Genomic DNA, 17,952 nt, shown 5'->3' on the forward strand with positions numbered 1-17,952 from the left:
GCTTGGGCAGCAGGACCATGGCGGCGGTCCCGATCCTGATGGTGTTGGCTATGCTCCCGCAAACGAGACATCACGACTGGTTGCCCCGGCTCTCATTCCACCCGCGGTCATTCCGGGGCGTTCGCGCGCAAAATGGCGAAGCGATTTTGAAGCAGCGCGCACGAGCCCGGAATCCATAGCCCCGAGCGGTCATGAGGCGCGAGATGGGCATGGCGCGTGTCTTCGCCACTCCGCCGCTCGGGGCTATGGATTCCGGGCTCATCGCTTTCGCGATGCCCCGGAATGACGGCGTGGAGAGCTCCTGGGCCGCATCTCACGGCGGATTCGCGGAGGCGACTACGTGTGGTTATCGTGCTTTCGCCAGGGTTGTCCCCGACCGCTCCGATCGGCCCAATCGCCCTTCGCTAGATCTGGTAGATCGTTGAGTGTCGGATCCCGAGACAAAAGGTGTCCAAGGCCAACCACGTGAACTTCGGCCGGGTCACGGAAATCATGATCGTCCCCGGAGCATGTTATCAGTATGTCGCCTTCGGCATCATAGTGGACGTAGTCCATACCACGCGACTTGTCGAAGACGTGCTGACAAACATAGATGGCTCGATTCGAGGGTAGATCTGCCAATCTCACTCCCTGGCTTCCTTTCTGCCATGTCCGGAGTTTGGTGATGCTGCGGAGCGACAGCGCGGATTGTCGGCACTACGTGTGCGGCGGTCAATCGGGCTGTCGGGCCTGACTGCCGCCGGGCGATGCCCCTCCCCCCAGCGCCGCCGTCAGCTCAGCCGCAATATCCCGCACCATTCCGCCGACCACGGGCACCCGCTCCTCCGTCAGGCGGCTCGCCAGGCCCGAGACCGAAATCGCGGCGAGCGGCTCGCGGCAGGAGTCGCGGACGACGGCGGCGATGCAGCGCAGGCCGAGCCGCGCCTCCTCGTCGTCGACGGCGTAGCCCTGGCGGCGGATGGTCTCGAGCTCGCGGAACAGGTCGCTGGCGCGGATGATGGATTTCTCGGTCAGGCGCGGCATGCCCTGGCGGTGGATGATGCCGTTGACGTCGTCGTCGGAATAGGTCGCGAGCACCGCCTTGCCCATGCCGGAGGTGACCATCGACAGGCGGCCGCCCACCTTGGTCAGCGAGCGCATGATCTCGCGGCTGTCGAGCCGCAGCAGCACCATCAGCGATTCATCGTCGACGACGGCGAGATTGGCGGTCTCGCGCGACTGGTCGCGCAGGCGGCGCAGATAGGGAATCGCCAGCGCGACGAAGTTGCGCCGGCGGGTGAAGGTGGCGCCGACGGCGAAGCTCTGCGCGCCGACGTGCCATTTCGATTCCATCCGGTCGAACTGGACGAAGCGGCGCTTCTCCAGCGTGGTCAGCAGGCGATGGACGGTGGACGTCGAGAGCCCGGCACGCACGGCGAGATCGCTCAGGCGATAGCCTTCGTCGTCCTCGGCGAGAATTTCCAGGATCTGCAGCGCGCGGCCGACGGATTGCACACCGCCGTCGCGGGGCTCGGCCGCGGCATCCGCGCGTGGCTCAATCGTCTTGCGACGGATCACGTGGCGCCTCTCTGCGCGGCCATCTTAAGGCGGCGTCGTTGCAGGACGGACGGATCTTGCTTCGTCACGCTATCAAATAAAGTGCCGCCCCGGCCAGGGCCGGAGCGGCATTCGCGTCACTATGACTTAGAGCAGGCCCGCGCCGCGCGCCCACTTGTACTTGGCGCCGAGCACCTCGACCGGCAGCTCGGTCGAATAGGCGTAGGCCGGGATGCCGTTCTGGTAGAGATATTCGGCGGCTTCCTCGACCTCGACGTCGCCGGCGAGCGAGGCGACCATCGGCTTGACGAAGCCCTTGGCCTCCATCTCCTTCTTCACCTCGACCATGTTGCGCGCGAACACCATCGGCGGGGTCACGATCGTGTGCCAGTAGCCGAGGATCAGCGCATGGATGCGCTCATCCGACAGGCCGAGCTTGACCGTGTTCACGTAAGTGATCGGCGGCTCGCCACCGGTGATGTCGACAGGGTTGCCGGCGGCACCGAACGGCGGGATGAACTTGCGGAACGCGGCATCGAGATCCGGCGGCATCGTCATCAGCGACAGGCCGTTGTCGACGACGGCGTCCGAGAGCAGCACGCCCGAACCGCCGGCGCCGGTGATGATGAGGACGTTCTCACCCTTCGGCGTCGGCAGCACCGGCACGCCGCGGGCGAACTCGAGCAGCTGGCGCAGCGAGCGGGCGCGAATGACGCCGGACTGCTTCAGCACGTCCTCATAGATCTTGTCGTTGCCGGCGAGCGCGCCGGTGTGCGACGAGGCCGCCTTGGCGCCGGCCGAGGTGCGGCCGGCCTTGAGCACGATGACCGGCTTCTTCTTGGAGACGCGCTTGGCGGCTTCCGCGAAGGCGCGGCCGTCCTTGAGGTCCTCGCAGTGCTGCGCGATCAAATTGGTGTTGGGGTCCTGCTCGAAGAAGGCGAGCAGATCGTCCTCGTCGATATCGGACTTGTTGCCGAGGCCGACGATCGCGGACACGCCCATCTTCGCCGAGCGCGAGAAGCCGATGATCGCCATGCCGATGCCGCCCGACTGCGACGACAGCGCCGCGTGGCCCTTGACGTCATAGGCGGTGCAGAACGTCGCGCAGAGATTGGCCGGCGTGTAGTAGAAGCCGTAGATATTCGGCCCCATCAGGCGGACATTGTACTTCTTGCCGATCTCGACGATCTCGGCCTGCAGCTCCGGCTCGTTGGCTTCGGCGAAGCCCGACGGAATCAGCACCGCGCCCGGGATCTGCTTCTCGCCGCATTCGGTCAGCGCGCCGGCGACGAACTTGGCGGGGATCGCGAACACCGCGGTGTCGATCACGCCCGGCACGTCCTTGACGCTCTTATAGGCCTTGTAGCCGAGAATCTCGGAGGCCTTCGGGTGGATCGGATAGATCTGGCCCTTGTAGCCGCCGTTGATCAGGTTCTTCATCACGGAGTTGCCGATCTTGCCGTCCTCGGCGGAGGCGCCGATCACGGCGACCGCCTGGGGCTTCATGATGCGGTTCATCGCGGTGACGATTTCCTCGTTCGAGCGCGGCGCCGGACGGGGCTTGTAGTCGAAATCGACGACGATGCGGACGTCGGCGGCAATGGCACCGTTCTTGGTCGCGAACACCGGGTTGAGGTCGAGCTCGACGATCTCAGGGAAATCGCTGACCAGCTTTGAGACCTTGACGATGACGTCCGCCAGCGCCTCGCGGCTGACGGCATCGCCGCCGCGCACGCCCTTCAACATTTCGTGGGCCTGGATGCCGTCGAGCATCGACAGGGCGTCGTCCTTGGTCGCGGGGGCGAGACGGAATGTCACATCCTTCAGCACCTCGACCAGCACACCGCCGAGGCCGAAGGCGACGAGCTTGCCGAACGAGCCGTCGGTGATCGAACCGACGATCACCTCGGTACCGCCGGTCAGCATCTGCTGCACCTGGATGCCTTCGATCTTGGCGTCGGCCTTGTACTTCTTCGCATTCGCGAGAATGGTCTCATATGCCTTCTGCGCGTCGTCGGCATTCTTGACGCCGACGATGACTCCGCCGGCCTCCGTCTTGTGCAGGATGTCGGGCGAGACGATCTTCATCACGACCGGAAAACCCATATCGCCCGCGAGCTTGGCCGCTTCGGCGGCGGACTTCGCCAGTCCCTCCTTCGGCACCGGAATGCCGTAGGCGTCGCACACGATCTTGCCCTCGGGCGCGGTGAGGCTGGTGCGTTTATCCGCCTTCACGCGATCGAGGACGTCTCGGATCGTGGCCTTGGCATTCGGGATGGCGTCAGACATTGGGGCTTCCTCCTGAGGGATTAGTCGTCTTTATGGCATTTGGTATGCCAGAAGCCAATTTTGTCAAGCGCCACGAAGATGTGGAAACGCTGAAAAAGCACGCAGCTTGACAGTCTGGCATCTGGTATGCCAAAAATCTTGGACGCAAAATGCTGTAAACAAGGATCTCCCAAGGAGAGGAGATCGGTCTTGTCGACAGAGAAAACAAACAAGGCATTGCCCATCATGGCCGAGGCCGACATCGCGATCGCTCGCATCGCCCCGGAGACGAGCTTCAAGAATAAGGCCTATGAGGCCTTGAAAGAAGCCATTCTGAAGATGGACATCTACGCCTCGCCCGAGCCCGTGATGCTCGACGAGCGCGCTCTTTCCGAGCGCCTCGGTGTCAGCCGCACGCCGATCCGCGAAGCCATCGCGATGCTCGAGCAGGACGGCTTCGTGAAGACCGTGCCGCGCCGTGGCATCGTCGTCGTCCGTCGAACGAAGAGCGAGATCGTCGACATGATCCGCGCCTGGGCGGCGCTGGAGAGCATGGCCGCGCGCATGATCACGACGATCGCGCGCAAGAAGGACATCTCGGCGCTGCGCGACTACTTCAAGGATTTCGGCAAGGACCGCCCGCCGCAGGAGCACATCGAGGAATATTCCAAGGCGAACATCGCGTTTCATCAGGCGCTGATCTCGCTGTCGGAATCGCCGGTGCTGGTCGACATGACCAACGACATCCTGCTCCACGTGCGCGGCTATCGCCAGCTCACGATCGGCCGCACCGACCGTATCGCAGCCTCCCTACCCGAGCACCTCGCGATCATCGAGGCGCTGGAGGAGCGCAACACCGAGCTCGCCGAGAAGCGCGCCCGTGATCATACGCTGGGCCTCGCGACCTATGTCGAGACGCACGGCCAGGAATTATTCAGCTGACAAGTTCAAACAGAAGAAGACGCGGAATGCGCCTTCGATGAAGACCAGGGAGAGAGGCGCATGCCGCAGACTGCCATGAAGACCGAGGCGGATACCCACGAGGAGCTCACCGACGGTTTCCATCTCGTCATCGACGCGATGAAGCTGAACGGGATCGATACGATCTACAACGTCCCGGGGATTCCGATCACCGACCTCGGCCGCATGGCGCAGGCTGAAGGCATCCGCGTGCTCTCCTTCCGCCACGAGCAGAACGCCGGCTACGCCGCCGCGATCGCCGGCTTCCTGACCAAGAAGCCGGGCGTCTGCCTCACCGTCTCGGCCCCGGGCTTCCTCAACGGCCTGACCGCGCTGGCGCATGCCACCACCAACTGCTTCCCGATGATCCTGGTCTCCGGCTCGTCGGAGCGCGAGATCGTCGACCTGCAGCAGGGCGACTATGAGGAGATGGATCAGCTCGCGATCGCCAAGCCGCTGTGCAAGGCGGCGTTCCGCGTGCTGCACGCCCAGGACATCGGCATCGGCTTCGCCCGCGCCATCCGCGCCGCGGTCTCCGGCCGTCCGGGCGGCGTCTACCTCGATCTGCCGGCCAAGCTGTTCGGCCAGGTGATGAACGCGCAGGCAGGCCACGCTTCGCTGGTCAAGGTGATCGATCCGGCCCCGGCGCAGATCCCCTCCCCCGACTCCGTCAAGCGCGCGCTGGACGTGCTCAAGAGCGCCAAGCGCCCGCTGATCATCCTCGGCAAGGGCGCGGCTTACGCGCAGGCCGATGAAGCCATCAAGACCTTTGTCGAGAAGAGCGGCGTGCCGTTCCTGCCGATGAGCATGGCCAAGGGCCTGCTGCCGGATCTGCATCCGCAATGCGCGGGCGCGGCGCGCTCGACGGTGCTGAAGGACTCCGACGTCGTCATGCTGATCGGCGCCCGCCTCAACTGGCTGCTGTCGCACGGCAAGGGCAAGAGCTGGGGCGATGCGCCCAAGAAGTTCATCCAGGTCGACATCGAGCCGAAGGAGATGGACTCCAACGTCGAGATCGCGGCCCCCGTGGTCGGCGACATCGGCTCGGTGGTCACCGCCTTCTCCGACGCGATGGGCAGCAGCTGGGCCAAGGCGCCGGCCGAGTGGCTGAGCGCGGTGCAGAAGAAGCGCGAGGACAACGTCGCCAAGATGGCGCCGCGGCTGATGAACAACAACTCGCCGATGGACTATCACGGCGCGCTCGGCGTGCTCCGCACCATCATCAAGGAGCGTCCGGACGCGATCCTGGTCAACGAGGGCGCCAACACGCTCGACCTCGCCCGCGGCGTGATCGACATGTACCAGCCGCGCAAGCGGCTCGACGTCGGCACCTGGGGCGTGATGGGCATCGGCATGGGCTCGGCGATCGCCGCGGCCGTCGAGACCGGCAAGCCGGTGCTGGCGATCGAGGGCGACTCGGCCTTCGGCTTCTCCGGCATGGAGGTCGAGACCATCTGCCGCTACAATCTGCCGATCTGCGTCGTCATATTCAACAATGACGGCATCTATCGCGGCACCGACCAGAACTCGGCAGGCGACGATCCGGCGACCACCGTGTTCGTCAAGGGCGCACGCTACGACAAGATGATGGAGGCTTTCGGCGGCGTCGGCGTCAACGCGACCTCGCCGGACGAGCTGAAGCGCGCCGTCAACGAGGCGATGGATTCCGGCAAGCCGACCCTGATCAATGCCGTGATCGATCCCGCAGCCGGATCGGAGAGCGGCCGTATCGGCAACCTCAATCCGCAGAGCGTGCTGACCAAGAAGAAGTAAGGCTGATCGGACTGTGCCACGACTGAGAGCCATCCCTCTCGTCATTCCGGGGCGATGCGAGCGACAAAACGGCGGAGCCGTTTTGCGCAGAGCATCGAACCCGGAATCTCGAGATTCCGGGTTCAGCCCTGTCGGGCTGCCCCGGAATGACGGGGGTGGACTGAGACATCACCTGCCCGCCGATGCGGGATGACCATTCGTTACGGAGAGGAACAACATGACCAAGGCGCTCGAGGGCGTTCGCATTCTCGACTTCACCCACGTCCAGTCCGGACCGACCTGCACCCAGTTGCTGGCCTGGTTCGGGGCCGACGTGATCAAGGTCGAGCGTCCGGGCGTGGGTGACATCACCCGCGGCCAGCTGCAGGACATTCCGAACGTGGACAGCCTCTATTTCACGATGCTGAACCACAACAAGCGGTCGATCACGCTCGACACCAAGAACCCGAAGGGCAAGGAAGTCCTGACCGAGCTGATCAAGAAGTGCGACGTGCTGGTCGAGAATTTCGGCCCCGGCGTGCTCGATCGCATGGGCTTCCCCTGGGAGAAGATCCAGGCGATCAATCCGAAGATGATCGTCGCCTCGATCAAGGGCTTTGGCCCCGGCCCCTACGAGGACTGCAAGGTCTACGAGAACGTCGCGCAGTGCACCGGCGGCGCCGCCTCGACCACCGGCTTCCGTGACGGCCTGCCGCTGGTCACCGGCGCGCAGATCGGCGATTCCGGCACCGGCCTGCATCTGGCGCTCGGCATCGTCACCGCGCTCTATCAGCGCACCCACACCGGCAAGGGCCAGCGCGTCACGGCTGCGATGCAGGACGGCGTGCTCAACCTCTGCCGCGTCAAGCTGCGCGACCAGCAGCGCCTCGACCACGGCCCGCTCAAGGAATACAGCCAGTTCGGCGAGGGCGTGCCGTTCGGCGACGCCGTGCCGCGTGCCGGCAACGATTCCGGCGGTGGCCAGCCCGGCCGCATCCTGAAGTGCAAGGGCTGGGAGACCGACCCGAACGCCTACATCTACTTCATCACCCAGGCCCCGGTCTGGGAGAAGATCTGCGACGTCATCGGCGAGCCGACCTGGAAGACCGATCCGAACTACGCCAAGCCCGCCGCCCGCCTGCCGCGCCTGAACGAGATCTTCGGCCGCATCGAGCAGTGGACCATGACCAAGACCAAGTTCGAGGCCATGGACATCCTGAACGAGTTCGACATCCCCTGCGGTCCCATTCTCTCAATGAAGGAGATCGCCGAGGACGAGTCGCTGCGCAAGACCGGCACCCTGGTCGAGGTCGACCACCCGACCCGCGGCAAGTACCTCTCGGTCGGCAACCCGATCAAGCTGTCGGACAGCCCGGCGGACGTCACGCGCTCGCCCCTGCTCGGCGAGCACACCGACGAAATCCTCCGCCAGGTCCTCGGCTTCAGCGACCACCAGGTCGCCGAAATCCACGACTCCGGCGCACTCGATCCGCCGCGCAAGGAAGCGGCGGAGTAAGGCTGGAGCCGGACAAGACAAGGCGCGGCACAAGCTTCGCCGCAACTGCCCTCTTGACATCAAGCCGCCGGACATCGTCCGGCGGCTTTTCGTATTGAGCCAGGTGCTTTGCTGGCAAGAATGACGTGCAAATGCAATCGGGCCGAACTCGAACATGCGGGTGGTGATTTGTCGGGATCTAGCACAGACGAACAACTGAGGATGAAGTTGGAAGCGGTGACAGACGCCAGCTCACTGCTGGCGTTCGTTCACGCTCTGGTGGCCGACCGCGAGTCTGCTATGAAGCGCGAGAAGGCGGAGCCGACTTCACCCTGGGGGCCCGATGCAGGTGGTTGGGAGAATATCAGAATCGAAACCTACCTCGAAGCTGCAGCCGCTTGGGCAGAAGCCACCGACTTCGGAGTCGAGCAGGGGCTCGCCGCAAACAATCTTTGGCGCCGCTTCGCTGACTTCCTGATCGCTGGAAAGAACTACGAGTAGTTGCATCTAACATTTGAACGGCTAAGGGCCCCGAGATCGGAGAGCACTCAGGATTCGGGGACAGTGCTGGACCGAATCCGCTATCGGTGCTGCTACGGACTGGCCTCCTGAGACCTCGCCGGGTGTGGAAAGCTGTCGTCTGCTCAGCGCCTTTACAAACCAAACGGGATAGCGCCAAATGGCTGGAGCTTTCGAGGTGAATGCGGACGGAGCGCGGATCGTGATCACACGGACAGCACGACACCTGATTTTACGCCTCATCGTAGCCGCGATGACCCCGATCGTTGGCCACGCCTTCGCGCAGGGCGCATTTGCAGCGCCGCTGCCCGGGCAGACCACCACCCCTCCGCAGGGCGACAGCGCGCCAGCGGCTGCTGACGGCGCTTCGGATGTCTGCAACGGATTTTTTCCCTTGCGCGCAGAGGCAGAGCGGCGCGGCCGGCTGATCAAGGCCGCCGCCGAGCGCCGCGCAACGCCGGAAGACGCCTGTGAACTCATTCGCAGTTTCTCTCAGGCCGAACTCAAGATGATCGAATATGTCGAAGCTCATTCGACCGATTGCAGAATTCCGCCTGACGTCGCGGATATGCTCAAGGCTGGCCACAAGAAAACCGAGACCTTGCAGACCAGAGTCTGCGCGATCGCGCAGCCAGGCAACCCAGGTCTGGGCGACGTGCTGGGGCCGCCCAAAAGAGAACCGGCTGGACCAGTTGGCGATTTCTGGATGTTTCGATAGGCAACCGCAGGGCCCCCACAAGCCTGGCGTGGCGCGAGGTATCGAGCGCCGAGTCCACCGAGCGTTTTCAGGCGAGATATTCCACCAGCGTGTGATCCTCCTCCTCGAGTTCGGCTTCGATGATCTGCGCGATCAGTGTCCAGTCGCCCTTGGCCAAGCCGGCACCGATCCTGGGATAGCCGATGCGGCGCTCGGCAAATCGGAGCTTCACTTGCTTCATGACCGTCCTGACGGCCGCGTAGTCGACGAGAACGCCGGCCCCGCGCCAGTGGAATTGCGTATAGCCGTTGACGATCGTGATTTGTTGGCCGGCGCGCGTGACGGTCGTGGCCGATATGGAGCCGAGCTTCTCGCGGCTGCCCTTCGGCGTCGACAGATCGGCCGCATAGGCCTCGGGGAAGATGTCCTTGATGCTCTTCGCAATGCCCGCCCCCATCGTGCACTGGCAATTGCAGCCATGCACGATCACGTCGAAATGCCCGTCGAGCGCGAGCTTGATCAGATCTCCCTTGATGATCTTCATCATGAACGCTTCAGCTCGGTGAAATCGGAAAGGTCGCTGCAGGACTCCGTCGCGAGAAGAATGCTGCGCATCTTGCCATCCCGGTAGGCGAAGGCGAGATTGTCTCTCACCACGATCCCGAATGGATTTGCCCGATAAAGGGCGACCCACACGGCCTTCCCCGCGCCGAAGCGGCTTCGGCCGCGCAGGCGGGACAAGGCCGGGCATGACGGAGTAGCAAGTGAGCAGGATCGTTCGCCAGTACAGCTCCGCATCGCCATATGCGATAGCCCTGCCTGGAATACGATGCCAGTGCACAAAACTCCGGGTTGAGCTTGAGCCGTCTCCACTGCGGTCATGCTCCGCGAAGGCGGAGCATCCAGTAAGCCGCGGCAGACGATATCGAACCGAGGTCGCCGCGTACTGGATCGTCCGCTTTCGCGGACGATGACAGCGGGTTGACATGATCGATCTGCCAGGACGCCGGACACGGCGTTCCAGGTTGCTCGGGGCGTCTTGCAACCGTTCGCGGTTGGACGAGCTACCTGCCGAAGATTCCGCCCACCACCCGATGCATCGCCCCGCCGATCGCGCCGATCGGACCTCCCGCACTTCGCGACTGCCGCGTACGGCTCCCCGCGCTGCGGCGGGCTTGGCGGTCGGATTTGGCAGCCTCCTTGGCCGCGGCCATCAGAACCTTGTATTGGGCGGCATCGAGAAAGCCGGTCGCGGGATAGCCGCGCTCCTGCTGCCAACGTGAGAGGGCGGCACGCGTCTGGTCATCGAACGTCCCGTTGGGCCTGGTGTCGAACCCGAGCCGAGTCAGTCCGCGCTGGACGGCACGTCGCTTCGTCTTGGTGAGGCCGATCTGCTTCTCGGTCTGCTGGTTGGCGTCCTGCTGATCGGCGTCCTGGGTGGCGGTCGCGGGATCGGCGGGTGCGGTCGCTGTACGGGGTGAGCTGCTCAGGCCGGCGTTCGCGACACCGGCGCTCGCGACGACCGTCAGGATGGACATTGCCAGGATCAAGGCGCGCATGGTCCCTCCTTCGCCCGCAAATCTGCCAATAATTTGTTCCATCCTGAAACGGCGCGACGGATCAATGATCATTCTTCTCGCCGTCCAGCTTTGGCGCATCAACGGCGTTCCATTGTGCAGGGTTCCCGCCCGTGTCGGCGATTGTTGGAGTGTACCTCCCGCGCTACATCCATCTCTCGGTCCCGTTTCAATCCTGCTTTGGGCGGCACTTTCAGTATGAGAATGCCGGTTTCAATAAGAAATCCCAATTGTAACATTCCTGCTGCATCGCAAAATGCTCATACCGCTATGCAATATCGATCGTTGCATCTGGCATCTGGTATACGTAAATTCTCCTCAGTCAGAACGTCATACCGCCTCACTGAAGGAGACAAACCATGGCCAAGACCGTTGCCCTCCCCCTCGTTCAGCCCGTGTCCCTGTTCGGCCGCTTCCTGGCCGCCCTCGACCGCGTGCTGATGACCAGTGCTCGCGCCGCTAACCGCAACGGCGACCTGCCTTATTTCGGCCTCTGAGGCCGGAGCGCGCTGCCGGCGTCCTCCCCACCTCGAAGACCAATCAAGAGCCCCGGACCGTCCGGGGCTTTTGCTTTTTGACGACCCCGCTGCTGCGACAAATTGGCCTCCCAGGCATCCCAGCCGATCTCCTCATTGCGGTCGGTCGCCTTCTCATACCAAAATCAGATCGATCGATATGCTGCGACGATGACTGCGTTGCCGGTTCGACGGCCACGCCTGCTGCGGTGCGGAAAGGGCCGAAGCGCGTTGTGGTTGAACAATGGCAAGGACTGGTATCAAGATAGAGTCGTGGTTTGAGCGGATAGAACGGCCGGAAGAAGCCGTCGCGATCCGGGAATGAAGGGGAGAAAGCGTCGATGAAGCGTTCCATACGCGTGGCCTTCGCGGCCGGCATTGCCCTGGTGGCGGGGCAGATCCCGGCCCTGGCGGGATGGGAGCCTGTCCGCCCGGTCGAGTTCATCGTTCCCGCCGGCACCGGCGGCGGTGCCGACCAGATGGCCCGGACGATCCAGGGCATCGTCACCAAGCACAATTTGATGAAGCAGCCGCTGGTGGTGATCAACAAGTCCGGCGGCGCCGGCGGCGAGGGCTTCCTCGACGTCAAGGCATCGGCCGGCAATCCGCACAAGATCATCATCACGCTGTCGAACCTGTTCACCACGCCGCTTGCCACCGGCATCCCCTTCAGCTGGAAGGATCTCACCCCGGTCGCGATGCTCGCGCTCGACGAGTTCGTGCTCTGGGTCAACGCCGAGAAGCCCTACGCGACCGCCAAGGACTACATCGACGCGGTCAAGCAGGCCGGCGGCACCCTCAAGATGGGCGGCACCGGATCGAAGCAGGAAGACCAGATCATCACCGTGGCCATGGAGAAGGCCACTGGCGCCAAGTTCACCTACATCCCCTACAAGGGCGGCGGCGAAGTCGCCGTCCAGCTGGTGGGCAACCACATCGATTCCACCGTCAACAATCCGATCGAGGCGGTGGCGCAATGGCGCGGCGGCAAGGTCAGGCCGCTCTGCGTGTTCGACGACAAGCCGATGGGCTATGACGAGCCGATCACCGACGGCAAGGCCTGGAAGGATATCCCGACCTGCAAGTCCCAGGGGCTCGACATCGAATATCTGATGCTGCGCGGCATCTTCATGTCGCCGCGGGCCACCAAGGACCAGATCGAATACTACGTCGACCTGTTCAAGAAGGTCCGGGAGACGCCGGAATGGCAAGACTTCATGAAGACCGGCGCCTTCAACACCACCTTCATGACGGGCGCGGACTACGCCAAATGGGTCGAGACCGAAGAGAAGCGGCACGAGCTCCTGATGAAGGAAGCCGGCTTCCTGGCCTCGAACTGAGCGGCTCGCATGAGTAGTCACGGAGGATCCGCCGGCCCCAGCCACAAGGCGGTCGAGGCCGGCGTCACGCTCGCCATCGCGTTGTTCGGGATCATCGTGATCATCGGCAGCGTGAAGGCGGGCATCAATTGGGGCGCCGAGGGGCCGCGCGCGGGGTTCTTTCCGTTCTATGTCGGCCTGCTCATCGTCGCTGCCAGCGCAATGAATTTCCGCAATACGCTGCGCGAGAATGACGGCGGAGTCTTTGCCGAATGGGGCCAGCTTCGCCAGGTCATGAGCGTCGTGGTGCCGACCGCGATCTATGTCGGCGCCCTGCCCTTCACCGGGATCTACCTCGCCTCCATGATCTTCATCGCCTGGTTCATGCGATGGCTCGGCAAGTATGGATGGCTCACCGTCACGGCGGTCGCGATCGGGATGCCGGTGGTGACCTATCTGATCTTCGAGCGCTGGTTCATGGTCCCCCTCCCCAAGGGGCCCGTCGAGGAATGGCTCGGACTCTAACAAGAAACTTCATTCGACTTACAGGTTGCAGGACCAGCTGGCATGGAAGAACTCGCCAACCTTTTTCACGGCTTCGCCGTCGCGCTGCAACCCTTCAACATCATGGTCATGATCCTCGGCATCGTGCTCGGGGTGATCATCGGCGTGCTGCCGGGCCTGGGCGGCGCCAACGGCGTCGCAATCCTGCTGCCGCTGACCTTCAGCATGCCGCCGACCTCGGCGATCATCATGCTGTCCTGCATCTATTGGGGCGCCCTGTTCGGCGGTGCCATCACGTCGATCTTATTCAACATACCCGGCGAGCCATGGTCGGTCGCGACCACCTTCGATGGCTACCCGATGGCGCAGCAGGGCAAGGCCGGCGAGGCGCTCACGGCCGCGTTCACCTCCTCCTTCGTCGGCGCGCTGTTTGCGGTCATCATGATCACGCTGGTCGCGCCCCTGGTCGCGAGCTTCGCGTTGCAATTCGGGCCGGCCGAGAAGTTCGCCGTGTACTTCCTCGCCTTCTGCAGCTTCGTGGGTCTGAGCAAGGAGCCGCCGTTCAAGACCGTCGCGGCGATGATGATCGGCTTCGCACTCGCAGCAGTGGGCCTCGACTCCATCACCGGCCAGCTGCGGCTGACCTTCGGCGTCACCGAGCTGCTCAACGGCTTCGACTTCCTGATCGCCGTGATCGGCCTGTTCGGCATCGGCGAGATCCTGCTGACGATGGAAGAAGGCCTGAGCTTCCGCGGCGGCAACGCCAAGATCAACCTGCGGGTCGTGCTGCACACCTGGAAGGAGATGCCGGCCTATTGGCTGACGTCGCTGCGCTCCTGCCTGATCGGCTGCTGGATGGGCATTACACCCGCGGGTGCAACTCCGGCGTCGTTCATGAGCTACGGCATCGCCAAGCGCGTGTCCAAGCGCGGCAAGAAGTTCGGCCATGGCGAGATCGAGGGCGTCGTTGCGCCGGAGACCGCGGCCCATGCCGCGGGCACCGCAGCATTGCTGCCGATGCTGTCGCTCGGCGTGCCGGGCTCGCCGACCGCGGCCGTGCTGCTCGGTGGCCTGCTGATCTGGGGCCTGCAGCCCGGCCCGATGCTGTTCGTCGAGCAGAAGGAATTCGTCTGGGGCCTGATCGCCTCGATGTATCTCGGCAATCTCGTCGGGCTGCTCGTCGTGCTGACCTGCGTCCCGATCTTCGCAGCGATCCTGCGCATTCCCTTCAGCATCATCGCACCGCTGATTCTGGTGCTCTGCGCCATCGGTGCCTATTCGGTGCATAGCAGCACGTTCGACGTCGTGCTGATGCTGGTGTTCGGCGTGCTCGGCTATTTGTTCAAGAAGTGCGGCTATCCGCTCGCGCCCCTGGTGCTGGCGATCGTGCTCGGCGACAAGGCCGAGGAGGCTTTCCGCCAGTCACTTCTGGGATCCCAGGGCTCGCTCGCCGTGTTCTTCTCGAATGGGCTGGTCGGCACCATCATGGTGCTCGGACTGATTGCGCTGTTCTGGTCGGCGATTCAGGAAGGCTATAGCCGGTTGCGGGCAGCTGCCGCCTAAACCCGCCTTACTCCGATAGTTGAGCTACAATTTTCCCCTGCTGCGTCGTATTGTCGCTGCAGCGATTTGCCTTGCTTCTGCGAGGTTTTTTGCACTGGCTGGCGTACCAGCCGAACCCGGCCGCAATGAATCCGCTTGTCTATTGGCATATCATATACCAAACTCCGCATAGCTGTTAGGACAAAATAGACAGCCTGGAGGAAACATGACGGACTTGGCTCACGCGGGGGCGCCCGCATCTGCAAGAGTAAGTGACGCCTATCGATGGACGCAGCTCGCGGTCGGCGTTCTGGCGATGGTGATGATCGCCAACTACCAGTATGGCTGGACCTTCTTCGTCCCCGATATCGCAAAGACCTTCGGTTGGGATCGGGCCTCGATCCAGTGGGCCTTCACGCTGTTCGTTCTGTTCGAGACCTGGCTGGTGCCGGTCGAGGGCTGGTTCGTCGACAAATACGGTCCGCGCATCGTCGTGCTCGTCGGCGGCGTTCTCTGCGCGATCGGCTGGATGATCAACGCCTACGCGACCTCGCTCAACGGCTACTATCTCGGCATGATCATCGCGGGCATCGGCGCCGGCGGCGTCTACGGCACCTGCGTCGGCAACGCGCTGAAGTGGTTCCCCGACAAGCGCGGCCTCGCAGCCGGCATCACAGCGGCCGGCTTCGGCGCCGGCTCGGCGCTGACCGTCGCGCCGATCCAGGCCATGATCCGCGACTCCGGCTTCCAGACCACCTTCCTGTATTTCGGCCTGGGACAGGGCATCATCATCGTCATCCTCGCCTTCTTCCTGTTCGCACCGAAGGAAGGCCAGGTGCCCGCGGTCGTTCAGAACGCGAACCTGGTGCAGAGCCGCCGCAACTACAATCCGACCGAAGTGCTGCGCCAGCCGATCTTCTGGCTGATGTACTTCATGTTCGTGATCGTCGGCGCCGGCGGCCTGATGGTCACCGCCAACCTCAAGCCGATCGCCGGCGACTGGAAGGTCGACAACGTTCCGGTGACGCTGATCGGCATGACCATGACGGCGGTGACCTTCGCGGCCACCATCGACCGCGTGCTCAACGGCCTGACCCGTCCGTTCTTCGGCTGGATCTCCGACAATATCGGCCGCGAGAATACGATGTTCATCGCCTTCGGCATGGAGGGCATCGGCATCTGGGCGCTGTACATGCTCGGTCATGATCCGGTCTGGTTCGTGATCCTCTCCGGCTTCGTGTTCTTCGCCTGGGGTGAGATCTACTCGCTCTTCCCGTCGACCTGCACCGACACGTTCGGCACCAAGTTCGCGACCACCAATGCCGGCCTGCTCTACACCGCGAAAGGCACGGCGGCACTGCTGGTGCCGATCGCGAACTACATGCAGCAGTCGTCGGGCGATTGGGACCGCGTCTTCATCATCGCGGCCGGCGCCAACATCCTGGCCTCGATCCTGTCGATCGCGGTGCTCAAGCCGTGGCGCAAGGTCGTGGTGGAGAAGTCGATGCTCTGAGGAGCACGCTTCGCACTGCAGCGAAAATAAAATAGAACGATTCTAGATTGAGGACGCTCGGCAGTTTGCCGAGCGTTTTCTTTTGCTTGGTGCACCGGCGCGGCTTGTGTGCAAAGCAACATGTCGCACCCCGTGTCGCAGGCCATATTGCCGTCTGGGATATCTTATACCAGTATACCAACACAGACGGACGACGGCCCCGCCGCCCGGCCCGACAGGCCGAAAGAAAGCGCCGTCTTGGGAGGACACATGGTTTCCAGCACTGAAGCAACACCGCCTGTTCAGGCACAGTCCAGCAGCTTCCGCTGGCTTCAGCTCGCAATGGGCATCGTCTGCATGGCGATGATCGCCAACCTGCAATACGGCTGGACACTGTTCGTCGACCCGATCGATGCGAAATATCATTGGGGCCGCACCGCCATCCAGCTGGCGTTCACGATCTTCGTGGTCACCGAAACCTGGCTGGTGCCGGTCGAAGCCTGGTTCGTCGACAAATACGGCCCGCGCGTTGTCATCATGTTCGGCGGCGTCATGATCTCGCTGGCCTGGGTGCTGAACTCCTACGCCGACTCCCTCACTCTGCTCTACGCCGGCGCCGTGATCGGCGGCATCGGTGCCGGTGCCGTGTACGGCACCTGCGTCGGCAATGCGCTGAAATGGTTTCCGGACCGCCGCGGCCTCGCCGCCGGCGCCACCGCCGCCGGCTTCGGCGCCGGTGCCGCGCTCACCGTGGTGCCGATCGCCAGCATGATCGCCTCCAGCGGCTATCAGAGCGCGTTCTTCACCTTCGGCATCGGCCAGGGCCTGATCGTGTTCGTGCTCGCGATCTTCCTGCGGCCGCCGAGCGTGGCGGCGCCCGCCCGCAAGAAGCAGCTCAACCTGCCGCAGAGCAAGATCGACTACACCCCGCCGCAGGTGCTGCGCACGCCGATCTTCTGGATCATGTATCTGGTGTTCGTCATGGTGGCCTCCGGCGGCCTGATGACCGCGGCCCAGATCGCCCCGATCGCGCACGACTTCAAGATCGCCAACGAGCCGGTGACGCTCGCCGGCTTCCAGATGGCGGCGCTGACCTTCGCGATCTCGCTCGACCGCATCTTCGACGGCTTCGGCCGCCCGGTGTTCGGCTGGATCTCGGATACGATCGGCCGCGAGCACACCATGTTCATCGCCTTCGGCACCGCCGCGCTGATGCTGCTGACGCTGGCGAATTACGGGCACAACCCGATCGTGTTCGTGCTCGCCACCGCCGTCTATTTCGGCGTGTTCGGCGAGATCTACAGCCTGTTTCCGGCAACCTCAGGCGACACCTTCGGCAGCAAATATGCCGCGACCAACAACGGCATGCTCTACACCGCGAAGGGCACCGCCTCGCTGCTGGTCCCGCTCGCGAGCCTCGTCTCGGCCAAATATGGCTGGCAGGCCGTGTTCGTCATCGGCGTCGCTCTGAACGCGACGGCGGCGTTGATGGCGCTGTTCGTGATCAAGCCGCTGCGCCGCGCCTTCATCCTGGGCAAGGAGGCTTCGGCCGCCGAGCCGGCCGCGCAGGATATCCGGACGGCATGAGCCCCTTCCTCCCGCGACTTCGAGAGGCGCACCCCGGTGCGCCTCTTTTTTTGTTTCTCCGCCGAAACGAAGCACCAGATGCCAGGGAGCACCGTCCTGGACAGCGTCGCTGACGTGTTTTTCCGGTGGCCGAGCGCACAAAAAGCCATCAAACGACATTGACTTCTGGCATAACGTATACCAGACTCG

At 63.6% G+C, this 17,952-nt stretch carries 16 protein-coding genes; 11 read left to right on the forward strand and 5 right to left on the reverse strand.

Annotation, left to right across the window (positions count from 1 at the left end; all coding sequences use genetic code 11):
- Positions 1–711: 711 nt before the first annotated feature.
- Together QXZ94_RS14470 and QXZ94_RS14475 are read right to left on the reverse strand one after the other, a co-directional pair.
- Positions 712–1,557, reverse strand: a complete 846-nt coding sequence (locus QXZ94_RS14470) for an IclR family transcriptional regulator (protein WP_315720970.1) — start codon at positions 1,555–1,557, stop codon at positions 712–714.
- Positions 1,558–1,683: 126 nt separating this feature from the next.
- Positions 1,684–3,825: an acetate--CoA ligase family protein gene (locus tag QXZ94_RS14475; protein WP_315720971.1), complete on the reverse strand. Its 2,142-nt coding sequence runs from the start codon at positions 3,823–3,825 to the stop codon at positions 1,684–1,686.
- A gap of 189 nt (positions 3,826–4,014) precedes the next feature.
- Here QXZ94_RS14475 and QXZ94_RS14480 point away from each other — a divergent pair, with 189 nt between their 5' ends.
- The 5 genes from QXZ94_RS14480 to QXZ94_RS14500 all read left to right on the forward strand — a co-directional run bounded on the left by QXZ94_RS14480 (position 4,015) and on the right by QXZ94_RS14500 (position 9,248).
- Complete coding sequence (locus tag QXZ94_RS14480; RefSeq protein ID WP_172114337.1) at positions 4,015–4,746, forward strand: GntR family transcriptional regulator; 732 nt, start codon at positions 4,015–4,017, stop codon at positions 4,744–4,746.
- Positions 4,747–4,806: 60 nt separating this feature from the next.
- Complete coding sequence (gene oxc, locus QXZ94_RS14485) at positions 4,807–6,537, forward strand: oxalyl-CoA decarboxylase (protein WP_315720972.1); 1,731 nt, start codon at positions 4,807–4,809, stop codon at positions 6,535–6,537.
- A 217-nt stretch (positions 6,538–6,754) separates the two neighbouring features.
- Complete coding sequence (frc, locus tag QXZ94_RS14490) at positions 6,755–8,032, forward strand: formyl-CoA transferase (RefSeq protein ID WP_006610672.1); 1,278 nt, start codon at positions 6,755–6,757, stop codon at positions 8,030–8,032.
- A 201-nt stretch (positions 8,033–8,233) separates the two neighbouring features.
- Positions 8,234–8,512, forward strand: coding sequence for a hypothetical protein (locus QXZ94_RS14495; RefSeq protein WP_172182690.1), 279 nt, complete (start codon positions 8,234–8,236; stop codon positions 8,510–8,512).
- A 178-nt stretch (positions 8,513–8,690) separates the two neighbouring features.
- Positions 8,691–9,248, forward strand: a complete 558-nt coding sequence (locus QXZ94_RS14500; RefSeq protein WP_315720973.1) for a hypothetical protein — start codon at positions 8,691–8,693, stop codon at positions 9,246–9,248.
- 67 nt (positions 9,249–9,315) lie between these two features.
- On the opposite strand, the gene QXZ94_RS14505 is transcribed toward QXZ94_RS14500, so the two are convergent.
- From QXZ94_RS14505 to QXZ94_RS14515, 3 genes are all read right to left on the reverse strand, one after another.
- Entirely contained in the window at positions 9,316–9,774 is a 459-nt protein-coding gene (locus QXZ94_RS14505; RefSeq protein ID WP_315720974.1) for a macro domain-containing protein, read from the reverse strand.
- A complete protein-coding gene (locus QXZ94_RS14510) occupies positions 9,771–9,968 on the reverse strand; it encodes a hypothetical protein (RefSeq protein WP_315720975.1) in 198 nt (65 codons plus the stop codon). Before QXZ94_RS14510 ends, QXZ94_RS14505 begins: the two co-directional genes overlap by 4 nt.
- A gap of 323 nt (positions 9,969–10,291) precedes the next feature.
- Positions 10,292–10,786 carry a peptidoglycan-binding domain-containing protein gene (locus QXZ94_RS14515; protein ID WP_172182826.1) on the reverse strand — a complete coding sequence of 165 codons (495 nt, stop codon included), beginning with the start codon at positions 10,784–10,786 and terminating at the stop codon, positions 10,292–10,294.
- A 377-nt stretch (positions 10,787–11,163) separates the two neighbouring features.
- Between QXZ94_RS14515 and QXZ94_RS14520 the strand changes: the two genes are divergently transcribed.
- From QXZ94_RS14520 to oxlT (QXZ94_RS14545), 6 genes are all read left to right on the forward strand, one after another.
- Entirely contained in the window at positions 11,164–11,301 is a 138-nt protein-coding gene (locus QXZ94_RS14520) for a hypothetical protein (RefSeq protein ID WP_172114341.1), read from the forward strand.
- Between the two features lie 359 nt (positions 11,302–11,660).
- A complete protein-coding gene (locus tag QXZ94_RS14525; RefSeq protein ID WP_315720976.1) occupies positions 11,661–12,659 on the forward strand; it encodes a tripartite tricarboxylate transporter substrate binding protein in 999 nt (332 codons plus the stop codon).
- A 9-nt stretch (positions 12,660–12,668) separates the two neighbouring features.
- On the forward strand, positions 12,669–13,163 hold the full coding sequence (locus QXZ94_RS14530) for a tripartite tricarboxylate transporter TctB family protein (protein WP_315720977.1): 495 nt from the start codon (positions 12,669–12,671) through the stop codon (positions 13,161–13,163).
- A 42-nt stretch (positions 13,164–13,205) separates the two neighbouring features.
- Positions 13,206–14,705, forward strand: a complete 1,500-nt coding sequence (locus QXZ94_RS14535) for a tripartite tricarboxylate transporter permease (RefSeq protein WP_315720978.1) — start codon at positions 13,206–13,208, stop codon at positions 14,703–14,705.
- A 205-nt stretch (positions 14,706–14,910) separates the two neighbouring features.
- Positions 14,911–16,197, forward strand: a complete 1,287-nt coding sequence (oxlT, locus tag QXZ94_RS14540; protein WP_172134553.1) for an oxalate/formate MFS antiporter — start codon at positions 14,911–14,913, stop codon at positions 16,195–16,197.
- Between the two features lie 249 nt (positions 16,198–16,446).
- Positions 16,447–17,763: an oxalate/formate MFS antiporter gene (gene oxlT / locus QXZ94_RS14545; RefSeq protein ID WP_315720979.1), complete on the forward strand. Its 1,317-nt coding sequence runs from the start codon at positions 16,447–16,449 to the stop codon at positions 17,761–17,763.
- Positions 17,764–17,952: the final 189 nt, after the last annotated feature.

Origin of the sequence: Bradyrhizobium sp. SZCCHNS2022 (assembly GCF_032377575.1) — a bacterium.
GTDB lineage: Bacteria > Pseudomonadota > Alphaproteobacteria > Rhizobiales > Xanthobacteraceae > Bradyrhizobium > Bradyrhizobium aeschynomenes.